The organism is Actinosynnema sp. NPDC023794 (assembly GCF_040639675.1).
GTDB lineage: Bacteria > Actinomycetota > Actinomycetes > Mycobacteriales > Pseudonocardiaceae > Actinosynnema > Actinosynnema luteola.
In genome coordinates this window covers 12,631-27,673 of record NZ_JBFAFR010000013.1, presented here as the reverse complement: position 1 = coordinate 27,673, position 15,043 = coordinate 12,631, and the positions used below count along the sequence as shown (strand labels likewise).

Annotated in this window: 10 protein-coding genes, 1 tRNA gene and 2 pseudogenes; 3 read left to right on the top strand and 10 right to left on the bottom strand. The window is 73.3% G+C overall.

Going from position 1 to position 15,043, the window contains the following annotated elements:
- Positions 1–3: 3 nt before the first annotated feature.
- On the bottom strand, positions 4–2,406 hold the full coding sequence (locus AB0H12_RS24945) for a glycoside hydrolase family 95 protein (RefSeq protein WP_499625723.1): 2,403 nt from the start codon (positions 2,404–2,406) through the stop codon (positions 4–6).
- A gap of 226 nt (positions 2,407–2,632) precedes the next feature.
- Between AB0H12_RS24945 and AB0H12_RS24940 the strand changes: the two are divergent.
- Positions 2,633–4,106: pseudogene (locus AB0H12_RS24940) on the top strand (xanthine dehydrogenase family protein molybdopterin-binding subunit); the annotation flags it as partial.
- 27 nt (positions 4,107–4,133) lie between these two features.
- Here AB0H12_RS24940 and AB0H12_RS24935 read toward each other — a convergent pair.
- Positions 4,134–4,251 (bottom strand) — tRNA-OTHER (locus AB0H12_RS24935).
- Between the two features lie 70 nt (positions 4,252–4,321).
- Positions 4,322–6,019 (bottom strand): cholesterol oxidase substrate-binding domain-containing protein, encoded by a 1,698-nt coding sequence (locus AB0H12_RS24930; RefSeq protein ID WP_499625722.1) that lies wholly within the window; start codon positions 6,017–6,019, stop codon positions 4,322–4,324.
- Between the two features lie 155 nt (positions 6,020–6,174).
- Here AB0H12_RS24930 and AB0H12_RS24925 point away from each other — a divergent pair, with 155 nt between their 5' ends.
- Positions 6,175–7,278 carry a serine hydrolase domain-containing protein gene (locus AB0H12_RS24925; RefSeq protein ID WP_499625720.1) on the top strand — a complete coding sequence of 368 codons (1,104 nt, stop codon included), beginning with the start codon at positions 6,175–6,177 and terminating at the stop codon, positions 7,276–7,278.
- Here the strand turns inward: AB0H12_RS24925 and AB0H12_RS24920 are convergent.
- Complete coding sequence (locus AB0H12_RS24920) at positions 7,265–8,464, bottom strand: cytochrome P450 family protein (RefSeq protein ID WP_499625718.1); 1,200 nt, start codon at positions 8,462–8,464, stop codon at positions 7,265–7,267. The two genes, AB0H12_RS24925 and AB0H12_RS24920, sit on opposite strands and share 14 nt — an antisense overlap.
- 120 nt (positions 8,465–8,584) lie before the next feature.
- On the opposite strand from AB0H12_RS24920, the gene AB0H12_RS24915 reads away from it, so the two are divergent.
- A complete protein-coding gene (locus tag AB0H12_RS24915; RefSeq protein WP_499625716.1) occupies positions 8,585–9,208 on the top strand; it encodes a hypothetical protein in 624 nt (207 codons plus the stop codon).
- Positions 9,209–9,323: 115 nt separating this feature from the next.
- Here the strand turns inward: AB0H12_RS24915 and AB0H12_RS24910 are convergent.
- The 6 genes and pseudogenes from AB0H12_RS24910 to AB0H12_RS24885 form a co-directional block, all read right to left on the bottom strand.
- Positions 9,324–9,707, bottom strand: a pseudogene (locus AB0H12_RS24910) (MFS transporter); the annotation flags it as partial.
- A gap of 49 nt (positions 9,708–9,756) precedes the next feature.
- Positions 9,757–10,431 carry an ABC transporter ATP-binding protein gene (locus tag AB0H12_RS24905; protein ID WP_499625715.1) on the bottom strand — a complete coding sequence of 225 codons (675 nt, stop codon included), beginning with the start codon at positions 10,429–10,431 and terminating at the stop codon, positions 9,757–9,759.
- Entirely contained in the window at positions 10,413–11,351 is a 939-nt protein-coding gene (locus AB0H12_RS24900) for an ABC transporter ATP-binding protein (protein ID WP_499625714.1), read from the bottom strand. The genes AB0H12_RS24905 and AB0H12_RS24900 overlap by 19 nt, the downstream gene beginning before the upstream one ends.
- Positions 11,345–12,232 carry an ABC transporter permease gene (locus tag AB0H12_RS24895; RefSeq protein WP_499625713.1) on the bottom strand — a complete coding sequence of 296 codons (888 nt, stop codon included), beginning with the start codon at positions 12,230–12,232 and terminating at the stop codon, positions 11,345–11,347. Before AB0H12_RS24895 ends, AB0H12_RS24900 begins: the two co-directional genes overlap by 7 nt.
- Positions 12,225–13,238: an ABC transporter permease gene (locus AB0H12_RS24890; protein WP_499625711.1), complete on the bottom strand. Its 1,014-nt coding sequence runs from the start codon at positions 13,236–13,238 to the stop codon at positions 12,225–12,227. Before AB0H12_RS24890 ends, AB0H12_RS24895 begins: the two co-directional genes overlap by 8 nt.
- Positions 13,235–14,812, bottom strand: a complete 1,578-nt coding sequence (locus AB0H12_RS24885; protein ID WP_499625709.1) for an ABC transporter substrate-binding protein — start codon at positions 14,810–14,812, stop codon at positions 13,235–13,237. The genes AB0H12_RS24890 and AB0H12_RS24885 overlap by 4 nt, the downstream gene beginning before the upstream one ends.
- Between the last annotated feature and the right edge of the window lie 231 nt (positions 14,813–15,043).

Genomic DNA, 15,043 nt, shown 5'->3' with positions numbered 1-15,043 from the left:
GGCTCACCGGGCCGTGGCCACGTAGCGGTGTCCGGCACGTGCGCTGAAGGTGATGGACTCGCCGTCCGCGCGTGACGGCACATCCCGGCCGGTCCGGGCGTCCACGAGCCGGTAGCCGCCGCCGAACAGGGTGCTGCGCGCCGTGACGGGTCCGTCCCGGCCGGCGGTCAGCGCGATCTCCCGGGCCACGCCGTCGGACCACCGCACGTCGACCGTGACGTCACCGCGTGCCCGCAGGCCCGCGTACGAGCCGTCGCGCCACTCCCCCGGCAGGGCGGGCAGCACGTGCACCACGCCGTCCTGGCTCTGCAGCAGCATTTCCGCCACGCCGGACGTCGCGCCGAAGTTGCCGTCGATCTGGAACGGCGGGTGGGTGTCCCAGAGGTTCGCGGTGGTGCTGCCGACCAGCTGCTCGGCCAGCATCTCGTGCGCGTGGTCGCCGTCGAGGAGCCGCGCCCAGAAGTTGATCTTCCAGGCCTTGCTCCACCCGGTGCCGCCGTCGCCGCGCGCCACGAGCGAGGTCCGTGCGGCGGCGGCGAGTTCCGGGGTCGCGAGCGGGCTGATCCCGTTGCCGGGGAACAGCGCGAACAGGTGCGACACGTGCCGGTGGGTGCTGGACGGGTCGTCCCAGTCCTCCTTCCACTCCTGCAACTGGCCCCACGCGCCGATCCGCGTGCCGGGGTCGAGGCGGTCGAGCGCCTTGCGCACCTCGGCCCCGAACGCGGTGTCGCCCACGTCGTCGGCGGCGGAGACGACGTGGGCGAACAGCTGCCGGACGATCTGCTGCGACATCGCCGCGCCCGCGGAGAAGTCGCCGTGCTCGGGCGAGTAGCTGGGCGTGACGACGAGCGTGCCGTCACGCGGGTCCACCTTCAGCCCGTCGAGCCAGAACCGGGCGAGCCCCTTCAGCACCGGGTACGCCCGCTCTCGCAGGAACCGGCGGTCACCGGTGAACAGGAAGTGCTCGTAGTAGTGCTGCGCCAGCCACGCGCCCGCTTCGGGGAACCAGAACGCGGTCGCCCAGTCGTGCACGCCCGTGAAGCCGAACGGGTTCGTCTCGTTGTTGACGACCCAGCCCCGGCCGCCGTGCATCTGCCGGGCCGTGACGGCGCCGGGTTCGCGCAGCTCGTCCACGAAGTCGAACAGCGGCCCGGTGGTCTCGGCGAGGTTCGTCGTCTCGGCGGGCCAGTAGTTCATCTGCAGGTTGATGTTCACGTGGTAGTCGGCGCTCCACGGCGGCGTCACCGAGTTGTTCCACACGCCTTGCAGGTTCGCGGGCAGGGAACCGGGCCGTGACGAGGAGATCAGCAGGTAGCGGCCGTACTGGAAGTAGAGGGCTTCCAGCGCGCGCCGGGCCGGTGCGGGCGCGGTGGCGTACCCGCGCAGGAGCTCGTCGGTCGGGACGTCGACCGCCTGCTGACCGAGGTCGAGGCGCACCCGGTCGAACAGCGCGCGGTAGTCGCGCAGGTGGGCGTCGAGGAGCCGGCGCCAGCCCTTCGCCGACGCGGCGTCGACGGTCCGCTGGACGCGGTCGTGCGGGTCCGGGCCACGGTAGGTCGGGTAGTCCTCGGCGTAGTCGGTGCCCGCGGCGAACACCAGCACCACGCTGTCGGCGCCGGCCACGGTGAGCGAGCCGTCGGCGTTGTCGGTGCGCGTGCCGCCGCGGTTGAGCAGCTGGAGCTGCGATTCGAAGCGCAGGCCGTTGTCGTGCAGGGCGCCGGTGAAGGTGGAGCGACCGCCGTTCGCGGTGCTCCGCTTCGAGCGGTTGTCCGGCGCGGTGATCGAGGCGGTGAACCCGATCCGGCCGGGCCGGTCGGCGGAGAGCCGGGCGACGATCACGCCGTCGGCCGCGGTGGCGAAGTACTCCCGCGCGTACCGCACGCCGTCCACCTCGTACGACACCGAGGCGACCGCGCGGGACAGGTCGAGGTCACGCCGGTAGTCCGTGACCTCGGTGGGCGGGTCGGTGAGCGCCAGGCCGAGCTCGCCGAACGGCTGGTACGCGCCGAAGCCGCGCCGCGGTTGGCCCAACGCCGCCGCGACGGTGTCCGGCGCGACCCGGTGATCACGCTCGATCAGCTCCTGGACGCCGGCGAGCGCGTCCGGTCGCGGGCTGGTCCAGTTGCCGAAGTCGTAGCCTTGTGCGGAGCCGGGGCCGCCGGTCCACAACGTCTTCTCGTTGAGCTGGATCCGCTCCGTCGCCACGGTGCCGAACACACCGCCGCCGAGCGCGCCGCTGCCGATGGGCAACGACTCGCGTTCCCAGTCGGCGGCGGGCTCGTCGTACCAGAGCGTGAGCGCCCGTTGGTCCACCCCGGCCACCGCCTCATCCGTATCGGGGACGGCGACGCCGAACGCCAGCCCCACCGCAACGACCGCTGCCACACTGCTGCGTGCCCGTTCCATGCGTCCTCCACGACCGACGGCGGCACCCGCAGGCGGCGGTCGCGGCTGGAGGCGACGATAACAAGACATCCGAGCTGTCGGAACCCTCCGGTGGGACAAGGCCGGACATTCCGCGGCGAGGAGGCTCCAATTGCTACGCGCAGTGACGTCGAGGCAAGTCGAGCCGACAATACATCGGATGGCTCTCCGACCGGTTATGACGCCTTCCTCTCCTCCAGCCATGCCGCGGGGCGCGCACACCACGCGTGCGGCGATGGCGGAGGTCTTCGGGCTCGAACCCGAGCGGGTGCACGTGATCGCGCCGCACGTCGGCGGCGGCTTCGGGTCCAAGGGCACGCCGCACGTGCACTCGGTCATCGCCGCCATGGCCGCGCGGGAGCTGCCCGGCACGCCGGTCGAGCTCGCGCTCACCCGGCCGCAGATGTTCTCCCTCGCCGGCTACCGGACGCCCGCGGTCCAGCGGGTCCGGCTGGGTTGCGACGCGGACGGGCGGCTGGCCGCCATCGCGGTCGACGCCGTCTCCCAGACCTCCCGGATCGAGGAGTTCGCCGAGCAGACCGCCGTGCCCAGCCGCATGATGTACTCCGCGCCGAACCGCGCCACGACCCACCGGCTGGCCGCGCTGGACGTCCCGGTGCCGTCGTGGATGCGCGCGCCCGGCGAGTGCCCGGGCATGTTCGGGCCCGAGGTGGCGGTGGACGAGCCGGCGAACGCCTGCGGCGTCGACCCGGTGGAGTTCCGCGTGCGCAACGAGCCGGACGTGGAACCGGAGTCGGGCAAGCCGTTCTCCAGCCGCAACCTGGTCGCCTGCCTGAGTGAGGGCGCCCGGCGGTTCGGCTGGCAGCACCGCGATCCGACGCCGCGCGCCCGTGCCCGAGTCGGGGTGGTTGATCGGCACGGGGGTCGCGGCGTCGACCTACCCGGTCAACCGGATGCCGGGGTCGGCCGCCACGATCCGCTGCACCGGCCCGCGGCGCTACCTGGTCCGGATCGGCGCGGTCGACCTCGGCACCGGCACGTGGACGTCGCTCGCGCAGGTCGCGGCCGACGCGCTGGGCGTGGACTTCGCCGACGTGGAGCTGCGGATCGGCGACACGGCGTCGCCCGAGGCGTCGGTGGCCGGCGGCTCGTCCGGCATCACGTCCTGGGGCTCGACCGTGGTCGCGGCGGCCGAGGCGTTCCGCGAGGAGTTCGGCGACGACCCGGACGAAGGCGACGAGGCCGGCGCGGAGGTGCCCGAGGACGACGCGGGCGACGCGTACGCGATGTCCGCGTTCGGCGCGCAGTTCGCCGAGGTGCGGGTGCACGTCGACACCGGCGAGGTGCGGGTGCCCAGGCTGCTCGGCGTGTTCGCGGTCGGCCGGGTGGTCAACCCGCGCCTGGCCAGGTCGCAGCTCGTCGGCGGCATGACCATGGGCCTGTCCATGGCGCTGCACGAGCACAGCGTGCCGGACGCGCGCTTCGGGCAGGTCGTCAACCACGACCTCGCCGAGTACCACATCGCCGCCAACGCCGACGTGCCGCGGGTCGAGGCCCACTGGGTCGACGAGCACGACCCGCGCACCAACCCCATGGGCGCCGAGGGCGTCGGCGAGATCGGGATCGTCGGCACCGCCGCCGCCATCGCGAACGCGGCGCACCACGCGACCGGCGTCCGCGTCCGCGACCTGCCCGTGACGCTGGACCACTTCCTGGCCTAGGGACGGACGGCCGGGAGGGGTCGGCTGCGGCGCCGACGGGATTCGAACCCGCGGACGGTGGGGAGCAGGTCCGCTCTCCCCCATCACTCGGCGTGGCGGGGACCGCCACCACGCCGATCGCATCGGGCCGCTCCGCCACAGCGCCGCAGCCTGCGGGACCGCGCGATCCCGTTGCGGTGAGGGTACGCGGCGGAAGGCGAACGGCCCCCTGGGTTTCAGGGCAGCAGCACGTCCAGGAACGGGTTGCTGAACACCCGGTGCGGGTCGTAGGCGTTGAGGGTGGACAGGGCCGCGTCCCAACTCGGGTCCGGGCCCTGCCGGTAGCTGTCCGGCACGGTGGACGTGAGCACGGTGTGGTCGGCCCAGGCCGCTTCGTCCGTGTAGGCCCAACCCTTGGACCACTCGGCCCGGGTCGTCGCGTACGCGCCCGTGTAGTTGGTGAAGAAGAACTGCTCCAGCTCGCGGTAGAACGCCGCCGCGCCGGGCGCGGTCGGGAACGTCAGCACGTCGAACCACACCGCGACGTCCCACTCGGGGTGGTCCTCGCGTGGCCGCACGGCCGACAGCGCGGGCTTGCGCGCGCCGGGCACGCCCACGTGCGCCGGGTCGTCCAGGCCGCCGACGCGGATCTCCACCTGCCCGGTGACCGGGAACAGGCCGCGGTTCTTGTAGGAGTGCAGGAGCTCTTCGTAGAACGCGGCGAAGTCGCTGACCACGCGCTGGACCTCCGCCCGGCTGGTCAGCACCGCGTACCCGTTCGCGGTCTCGCGCAGGGTGGTCGGCTTGACGTAGAGCAGCAGGTTCTTCGACGCACCCCACAGGTCCGAGGTGAGCGTGGCGGTCAGCCCGGTGGCCGCGGTCGTGTACTGCAACTGGCCGAACGTCGGCGTGAGCGCCCACGCGCCGGTGATGAGCAGGTCGGCGAGATCGGAGACGGGCTTGGGCACGTTGTCGGAGAACACGTAGTTGTACGGCGTGACGACGTGGCGCGAGGTCGGCGGCTTGGTCGGCGCGACGCTCCACGTCTTGAGCCACGGGCGGTCGGTGAAGACGAACCAGATCGCCTCGACCCGGCCGGCCTGGTCGAGGAAGCTCGCGAACGTGCGGGTCGCGCCGCTGCCCGGCGGCGCGAACAGCTCGCCGGCGGGGATGTCGACCCGGCTGACGCAGCGCAGGTTCTGGTTCGCGCCCACGCGGAGGGTGACCTCGGTCAGGAACGCGCGGCCCACGTGGGTCAGCAGCGCGGCGCACTCGGGCTCGTCGCGCTGGAACGTGCGCAACCGGTACTCGCCGCCGTCCCACACGACGGCCGTCAGCGACATGATCATGTTGCTGAGCGAGCCGTAGGTGTGGCCCGGTGGCCGGGTCTCGCCGACGGCCGGGACGGACGTGCCGTGGCCGTTGATCGCGAGCACGCCGCCGACGGTCAGGTCGCCCGGCGCGGGCGTGTTGGTCACGCCGAGGCCCGCGTCCTCCAGGAACGCCAGAAGGTCGTCCATCGACGCGCCGGTCTGCACGCGCACCGCGTTCGGCAGCGCGGTCATGGCCTTGAGGTGCCGGGTGGTGTCGACCAGCACGACGCGGTCGGCGCCGGTGGTGTCCGCGGTGACGGTGAGCGGCGCCCACCCGTGCCGGAAACCCCGTGGCCGCAGGGTGAAACCCCGGCCGTGCGCCCAGTTCGCGAGCAGCGCCACCTCGGCCGGGGTGCGCGGCGCGCACGTCCACAGGTCGTCGGTGCGGATCTCGCCCGCCCAGTTCTGGTACGCCTGCCGGTACAGGTCGATGCCCGCCGGGAACCCGGGCGGGGGGTCGCCCGCGACCTCGCCCGCCGACAGGACGCCGACCGGTAACCACGCGACGGCCGAGGCTCCGAGGAAGCGGCGGCGGGACAGGGCATCGCCGAAGTGGCTCATGGACCGACCATAAGTGCGCTGGTGACGCCCTGCGCGTCGCGGCGGGGAGGTTGGGCCGAACAGGGCAGCGGGACCGTCTCGGTTGGGGTGGATCACCGTGCGGCAGAGCAACAAAGCGGTCGCCGGGCGCGGGCGGGTGGCGCTACGTTCCGGCGGTGGCGGAGATCCATGGCACGTGCGACGACCGGTTCGGCAGGGTGCGCGACACCTTCGCGGCGTCACTGGACGAGGACGACGTCGGCGCGTCGGTCGCGGTGTACGTGGACGGCGAGCCGGTGGTCGACCTCTGGGGCGGTCACGTCGACGCGGCGCGCACCACGCCGTGGGAACGCGACACCATCGTCAACGTCTGGTCCACCACCAAGACGATGGTGGCGCTGTGCGCGTTGATGCTCGCCGACCGGGGCGTGATCGACCTGGACGCGCCGGTCGCCGAGTACTGGCCGGAGTTCGCCGCGGCGGGCAAGGGCGGCGTGCGGGTGCGGCACGTGCTCGGCTACACCGCCGGCCTGCCGACGTGGACCGAGCCGATCACCGTGCCCGAGCTGTTCGACTGGGAGGACGCGACGGCACGGCTGGCCGCGCAGCCCGCCCGGTGGGCGCCGGGCACGGTCGGCTGCTACCACCCGTTGACGCAGGGGTTCCTGATCGGCGAGGTGATCCGCCGGGTCACCGGCCGCGGCCTCGGCGCGTTCTTCGCCGAGGAGGTCGCCGGACCGCTCGGCGCCGACTTCCACATCGGCCTGCCCGCCGAGCACGACCACCGCGTCGCCCCGGTGATCCCGCCGCCGGGCCCGTCCGACGTCGCGGCGCCGGGACTGGACGGCGAGGAGCCCAACCCGGTCATCGTGGCGCAGGACGCCAACTCCGCCGCGTGGCGCCGTGCCGAGATCCCGTCCGCGGGCGGGCACGGCAACGCGCGCTCGGTCGGCTTGGTGCAGTCGGTGCTGGCGTGCGGCGGCGCGGTCGGCGGCGTGCGGCTGCTGTCGGAGGCCGGCTGCCGCCGGGTGCTGGAGGAGCAGTTCCGGGGCGTGGACCACTACTTGGACGTGCCGATCCGGTACGGCCTCGGCTACCGGGTCGAGGGGCGGACGTGCTCCTGGGGCGGGTGGGGAGGTTCTGTCGTGGTGGTCGACCTGGACACCCGGCTGACCGTGGCGTACGCGATGAACCAGATGCTCCAGCAGGGCACGATGGGCGACAACCGCGGCCTCGGCATCGTGCTGGCCGCCTACAGCGGGCTCGCTACCTCAGCCTGACCGGCAGGGTCGAGTGGCCGTTGGAGATGAACGAGTGGACGGGCTCCAGCTCGTCGGCGGGCACGGCGAGCGCGAGGTCCGGGAAGCGGTCGAACAACGCCCGCAACGACACCTCGGCCTCGACGCGGGCCAGCGGTGCGCCCAGGCAGTGGTGGACGCCGTGGCCGAACGACAAGTGCGTCTTGTCCGCGCGCGTGAGGTCGAACTGCCCGGCCGTGTCGCCGTGGACCGCCGGGTCGCGCCCGGCGGCGGCGTAGCCCGCGAGGATCGCCTCGCCCTGCCGGATCGTCACGCCGGCCAGCTCGATGTCCTCGACGGCGTAGCGCAGCGGCAGGTTCGCCACCGGGGCCTGCCACCGCAGCGTCTCCTCGATCACGTCACCCCAGGCCCGTTCGCCGGAGAGGACCAGGCGGAGCTGGTCGGGGTGGGTGAGCAGCGCGGTGATGGCCTGGTCGAGGAGGTTGACGGTGGTCTCGTGGCCGGCGGCGATCATCAGGATGAGGGTGTCGACCAGTTCGGCCTCGGTCAGCCCCGCGTCGCCCTCGTCGCGGGCGGCGATCAGGCCGCTGGTCAGGTCGTCGCCCGGCGCCGCCCGCTTGGCGGCGACCACGTCGTCCAGGATCTCGTAGAGCCGGACCTGGTTGGCCATCGCCTCCTCGGGCGTCGTCGTGGTGGCGAAGAGGCTGTCGACGATCCGGCGCAGCTCGGGGCGGGCGTCGTCGGGCACGCCCATCAGCCGGCAGATGACCTCGATCGGCAGGGGGTAGGCGAACCCGGCGCGCACGTCGACCACGTCCGGTCCGGCGGCGAGCCGGTCGATCAGGTCGGCCGCGATCTGTTCGACCTGCGGGCGCAGCGCCTCGGTCCGACGGGCCGTGAACCCCTTGGCGATCAGCAGCCGCAGCCTGCGGTGCTCCGCGCCGTAGGCGGTGAACATGTTGTGCGCCGTGACCCAGAGGTACAGCGGCCAGTCCTGCGGTATGCCCGCCAGGGCGGGCCAGTGGCGGCGGGCGTCCTTGGAAACGCGCGGATCGGTGAGCAGGCCGCGCAGCAGGCCGCGGTCGCCGACCGACCACGCCTGCACCCCACCCGGGAGCGCGACCCGGGTCGCCGGGCCGCGGGCGCGCAACTCCGCCGCCTCGCCCTGGATGTCGCGGCCGGCCGGGTCGAGCACGTAGGTTTCCATGCACTCATCGCTACCGCATGATCACTATCCGTACAAGGCGCTGTGCGGGTTGTGCAGCGGATGTGTCCCGCCGAGCAACGGGTTCACGCGTTCGCCGCACGTGCCCCTTAGGTTCGGCGCATGGCACTGGTGTGGCTTCCCCTGGACGACCGGGCGGTCGACGGGGTCGTGGCGTTGGCGGGCTCGTCGTGGACGCGGGCGGGGTTGGACGACGCGTGGGTGGCGGCGGGGTGGCCGTTGCCCGAGGGGCGGTCGGTGGCGGAGGGGGTCTACGGCGCGGCCGAGTACCGGTTCGACCTGGACGACCACCGCTGGGTCAGCGTGGCGATGCGGTTCGACCCGGACGAGGTGATCGGCTTCTTCCTCGCGTTCGCCACCTACCTCGACGAGCACGACCCCGACGACCAGGACGTGCGCGACCTCGTGTCCGCCTGCGGCGCGCCGTGGTCGGCCGACGCGCTCGCGACGCGCGCCTCGTTCGACGCGCGGCACGACGAGGCCGTGGCGCGGCTGACCGACCGCCTCGGCGAGCCGCACGTCGTCGGCACGCACGACGACGAGTGGCACCACGCGGTCTGGCGGGTGGGCGACTGCCTGGTGGTCCTCGCCCAGGGCGAGAACTTCGACAGGTACGGCATGGCCGACGACGCGTGCCTGTGGCTGGTGCGGCACGAACCCGGCCGGCCGGTGCCGACGGGCGACGCCCTGTACGCGTTCCTGTGCGGCGACACGACGCCCGCCTGACGTCGCCGGCTCGTCAGCCGCGGAACGGTTGCCAGGTCAGGCGGCCTTCCTCGACGTGCGCGAGCAGCGCGGAAGTGCCGGGCGGGCCCGTCCGCACAAGCCTCCCGGTGCGTCGGAACCCGGCCTCCGCGACGCCGAGCAGGAACCGCAGGACCACCAGGGCAGCCGCGTTGGGCACGAAGGCCATCGCGGTGGCCACCACGCCCCAGCTGACCATGATCCGGGCCGGCCAGCGGCGCGCGCCGAACCGGTGCAGGGCGAGGTTGCTCGGCACCTCCAGGAGCAGGTGGCCGAGGAAGAAGATGCCGGAGGCGAACCCGAACGCCGTCGCGCTGAGCCCGAGCACGTCGTTCAGCCCGTTCGGCGCGGCGAACCCGATGTTGACGCGGTCGAGGTAGTTGACGAAGTAGAGCAGCGCCAGGAACGGGAGGATCCGGACGGCGACCTTGGCCGGCACCCGGTCGCCCCACCGCGGTCGGCCGCTTCGACGTGATCGGATCCAAGCCGGGCGTGAGGCCGTTCGTCAATCCGACGAAGGCCGGCGGGCCTCAGCTCGTGGCGGCGGAGCCGGGCAGCGTCACGACCTCGTCCGCCCAGTGGCGCAGCAGCACGGCGTCGTGGGAGATGGCCAGGACACCCGCCCCGGTCCGCCGCTGGTAGTCGCGGATGACGGTGACGAGCGCGGCGGTGGTGGAGGCGTCCAGCATGGTGGTCATCTCGTCGCAGATGAGGTAAGCCGGGCGCAGGGCCAGCGCTCGCGCCAGGCAGGCCCGTTGGAGTTGGCCGTCGCTGACCTCGTGCGGCCGGCGGGTCAGCAGTTCCGGGGTGAGCATCACCCGGTCGGCCAGCTCGTCCACGACGTCGACCGGGCGGCCGTTGGCGCGCAGGGGCTCGGCGATCGCCGTCCGCAGGGTCATGCGCGGGTCGACAGACAGGCGTGGTTGTTGGAAGAGGACGCCGATGCGGGTGCGCTGCCGCCGCGGTGCGCGTTGGCGGTAGGCGGTCACGGGAGCGCCGTCCAGCTGGACGGCGCCGGCGAACGGCTTGTGCAGCAGGGCCAGGACGCGGGCGAGCGTGGACTTGCCGCTGCCGCTCGGGCCTGCCAGGCCGACGGTCAGTCCCGGTGGGACGGTCAGCGTGAAGTCGGTGAGGACGGGGTGCGCGGGGTCGTAGCCGGCGGTGATCGCGTCGGCCGTCAGCCCGGTCAGCACGGCAGGTGGCACGCGACGGCGTGCTGCTCGTCGGCGAGGGTCGGGCGCTCGGCGCAGACGGGGGCCGCGCGGTGGCAGCGGGGTGCGAAGGCGCAGCCGGGCGGCAGGTCGGTGAGCAGCGGCGGCTGGCCCGGGATCGGGGTGAACGCCCGGTCGGGCAGGGCGTCGACCAGGCCGGCGCTGTACGGGTGGCGCGGGGCGTCCAGCACCTGGTTCGTGGGACCGGTTTCGATGATCCGCCCGGCGTACATGACCGCGATGCGGTCGGCGACGCGGTGGGCGGCGGCCAGGTCGTGGGTGATGAGCAGGACGGCGCGGCCGTCGGCGACCATGCGGCGGAACTCCTCGGTCAAGCCGTCGACCAGGTGCCGGTCCAGGCCGGTGGTGGGTTCGTCGGCGATGAGCAACCACGGGTCGCCGACCAGGGCCAGCGCGTTCGCGACGCGCTGCGCCATGCCACCGGACAACTCGTGCGGGTAGCGGTCGAGGTCCTCGGGCACGAGGCCGGCTCGGGCGGCGAGGCGGTGGACGTGGTCGCGCGGCGCCGCGCCTCCGGGGTGGTGCACGCGCACCGCCTCCTCCAGCTGGGCGCGGGCGGTGCGCACCGGGGTGAGGTGGGACGCCGGGCTTTGCGGGATGAGGCCGATGCGACGGCCTCGGACGGTGGCGGCCAGCACCGCGTCCGGCGCGGTGAGCAGGTCGAGCGGTGGCCCGTCGCCCGTCAGGGCCGCCGTGCCGGAGGTCTGGGCGTTGCCGGGCAGGAACCCGAGCAGCGCGTTGGCCAGCACGGTCTTGCCGCAGCCGCTCTCGCCGACGAGCGCGACGCACTCTCCCGGCCGGACCCGCAGCGACACGTCGTTGACCGCGGCCACGGTGGCGCCGGGCAGGCTGAACCGCACGGACAGCTGGTCGAGCACGAGTTCGGTCACCACGTCAGCTCCGACCTGCGCCGGGGGTTGAGCCGGTCCCGCCAGACACCGCTGAGGCCGGCGACCGACAGGGTGGCGGCGATCAGCACGACGCCGGGCGCGAGCGACATCCACCAGCCTCCGGACAGCAGCGACCGCTGCGCGTCGTTGATCATGTTGCCGATGCTGGCGGCGTGCGGCGGCAGACCCAGCCCGAGGAAGGACAGGGCGGTCTCGTGCCACACCGCGTGCGGGATCATCAGCGTGGTGGCCAGCAGCACCTGCGGTGCGGTGTTCGGCAGCAGGTGCCGGACGAGCACGCGCGTGCGGGACGACCCGCCGACGACCGCGGCGTCGACGAACGGGCGGCTCCGCAGGGAGAGCACCTCGGAGCGCACGATCCGCGCCGAGGTCAGCCAGTGCGTCAGCCCGATGGAGATCACCACGGCGGTCAGGCTCGGCCGCAGGACCGCGACGATCACGATGCCGAGCAGCAGGTGCGGCACCGACGCGACGGTGTCGACCAGCCGCATCAGCACCCGGTCCGGCCAGCCGCCGACGGCGCCCGCGAGCGCGCCGACCGCCGTGCCGACCACGGAGGAGATCAGGGCGGCGAACAGCCCGACGCCCAGCGACACCCGCAGCGCGTAGACGCACCGCAGCAGGACGTCGCGGCCGAGCTCGTCGGTGCCGAACGGGTGCGCCGCCGAGGGCGGCCGGTTGGCCGAGGCCAGGTCGACGTACTGCTGGTTGAGGTCGACCACGAGGGGCACCACCAGCGCCGCGGTCACCATCACGCCGAGGACCACCGCGGCCGGGACCAGCCGCCGGCGCGCTGATCGGGCGGTGCTCACGGCCGCGACGCGGGAGCGCGGCACGGGCCGCCAGACCGGGCTGTCAACCATCCAGACCCACCCTCGGATCGGCCAGCGCGTAGAGCACGTCGGCGAGCAGGTTGCCCACGAGCACCACCGCGGTGGCGAGCACGGTGAGCGCGCCCAGCAGCGCGAAGTCCACGTTGAGGGCGGCGTCGACGGTCGCCCGCGCGATGCCCGGCCAGGAGAACACGGTCTCCACCAGCAGCGCCCCGGTGATCAGCTCGGGCAGCCGGGAGCCGAGCAGGGTCAGGAACGGCAGCAGCGACGTGCGCAACGCGTGCCCCGACACGACGAGGTGATCGGGCAGACCGCGGGACCGCGCGCCGACCACGTGCTCGGAGGTGAACGACTCGAGCAGGCTCTGCCGGACGAACAACACGTACCAGGGCGCGTGGGACAGCGCGAGCACCGACACCGGCAGGACCAGGTGCCGGGCCACCTGGCCGACACCCGGCTCGGCGCCGGGGTCGGTCAGCCCGCCGCCGGGCAGCCACCGCAGTTCGAGCGCGAACACCGACAGCGCCGCCAGCCCCAGCCAGAACACCGGCGCCGCTTCCAGCGCGTAGGCGGTGGCGGTGACCGCCCGGTCCAGCCAACCGCCCTGGCGCCAGGCCGCGACGGTGCCGAGCACCAGCCCGAGCAGCAACGCCAGGACGAAGGCGACGGCGGCGAGCAGCACCGACCAGCCGAGCCGCTCGCCGATCACCTGCGACACCGGTTGCCGCATCGACAACGAGTCGCCGAAGTCGCCGGCGACCGCGTGCCGCAGCCACGCGAGGTACTGCACGACCACGGGCTGGTCGACGCCCCAGTTCTCCCGCACCTGCGCCACCCGTTCCGGGGAGGCGCCGATGACGCGCACCCCGAAGTAGCGCTCGACCGGGTCGAACGGCGACGCCTTGGCCAGCACGAACACCGCGAAGCCGACCAGCAGCACCACCGGGACCGCGAAGGTGAGCCTGCGCAGCACGAGGAGGGCGAGGGCGCGGCGACGCGCGCGGGTGCGCGCGGTCGCCACCGGGGTGGCGGTCACGGCTTCGGCGTCCAGCGCTCGAGGTTCCACCACACGGCGTGCACGAGCCCGTGGTCGTGCGGCTCGACCTGCTGCACCTGGCCGTCCCACTTGTCGCGCAGCACGTAGGTGTGGTCGAGGAACACCAGGAACGCCCAGCCCGGGTCCGCGGTGTAGGCCCGCTGGAAGTCGGTGTACGCCTGCTTGCGCGTGGCGGGGTCGAGACTGCGGCGACCGGTGTCCAGCGCCGCGTCCACCGCGGGGTTGCGGTAGTGCGTCATGTTCAGGTAGCCGGGTCGACCGGCGTACCGGGAGTGCAGCAGCGTGAAGGCCGCGGTGTCCGGGTCGTACGGGTCGCCGCCGCCCCAGACGCTCGCGGCCTCCTCCTGCCGCTGCAGCATCAGTTCGAACGTGGTGGACTCGACCGGCGCGTCGATGCCCAGCTTGGCGATGTCGCTCGCCGCCGCCAGCGCCAGTTCCTTGCGCAGCACGTCCGCTGCCGGGTACAGGATCGGCAACCGGGCGGGCTGCCCGTCCCGGAACCGGGCGCCGTCCGCTCCCCTGCGCCAGCCCGCCTCGTCCAGCAGCCGTTCGGCCTCGGCGGTGTCGTGCGCGAACGTGGCGCCCGGGTCGTGCCAGTCCCGCAGGTGCGGCGAGATCGGGGTGGCGGCCGGTGTCCCGGCGCCCGCGAGGACCGTGTCGATCATCGCCTGGCGGTCCAGGCCCAGGTTGATCGCCCGCCGCACCCGCGCGTCGGAGGTGAACGGCAGTTCGGACGGGAGGCCCAGGCCGCGGTAGTCGGCCGACGGGTTGCGCACGACCCGGTAGCCCGAGCGGTCCGCGTGGGACTTCGCCAGCTTCGGCGGCAGGACCGTGCCGTCGAACTCCCCCGCCGCCATCCGCGTGGCGCGGGCGTTGTCGTCGGGCACGAACACCACGGTCACGGACTTGATCGCGGGCGCACCGCCCCAGTAGTCCTCGTTGGCCTTGAGGACCAACCGGTCGCCCTTGCGCCACTCGGCCACCGCGTACGGCCCGGTGCCCACGGGCGCGGTGTTGAAGGGCGCGCTGTTGACGTCGACGCCGTCGAGGGCCTTGCGGGGGACGATGCCCAGGGTCAGCTGCTCGGCGAACGGCGCGTAGGGGTGGGTCAGCCGGAACACCACCGTCCGCTCGTCCGGCGCGGTCACGTCGGCCACCGCGTCGAAGCGCGAGGCGATGGTCGAGTCGGTCTTCGCGTCCAGCACCGCCTTGTAGGTGAACACGACGTCCTGCGCGGACAGCGGCGTGCCGTCGGTGAACTTCACGCCCTCGCGCAGCGTCGCCGTCCAGGTCAGACCGTCCGCCGACGCGGTCGGCAGCTCTCGGGCCAGTGCGGGAACCAGGCGCAGCCGCTCGTCCCGGGACACGAGCCCGTCGAAGACCTTCGACGCGCCGTCCGGCGCGTAGCCGAGGACCGGGTTCAGGTTCTCCGGCTCACCGCCCGCGCCGATCACGATCGACCGCCCCGCGTCGCCCGCGACGTCACCATCCGGCGAGGTGCAGGCCGGAGCCAGCGCGACCGCCACCACGACGCCGATCAGCAGCCGCCGCACGCACATCACCTCAGCAGGGAAGGTCAACTATTGCCAAGTGCAGCTAACAGCAAGGGACTTGCAACAGCAAGGGAGACCTCCGTCATGCGAAGCGGACGTCTCCCTTGCTCGACGAAGGCCGATCCGCCGACGGCCATGATCATGACCGAGGTCACGGTTGACGACGGTCACCAAGTGTGGTCACCGGTGCGAATCGCGGTCCCGACCAGCGCACGGGCGCGGACTGTCGTG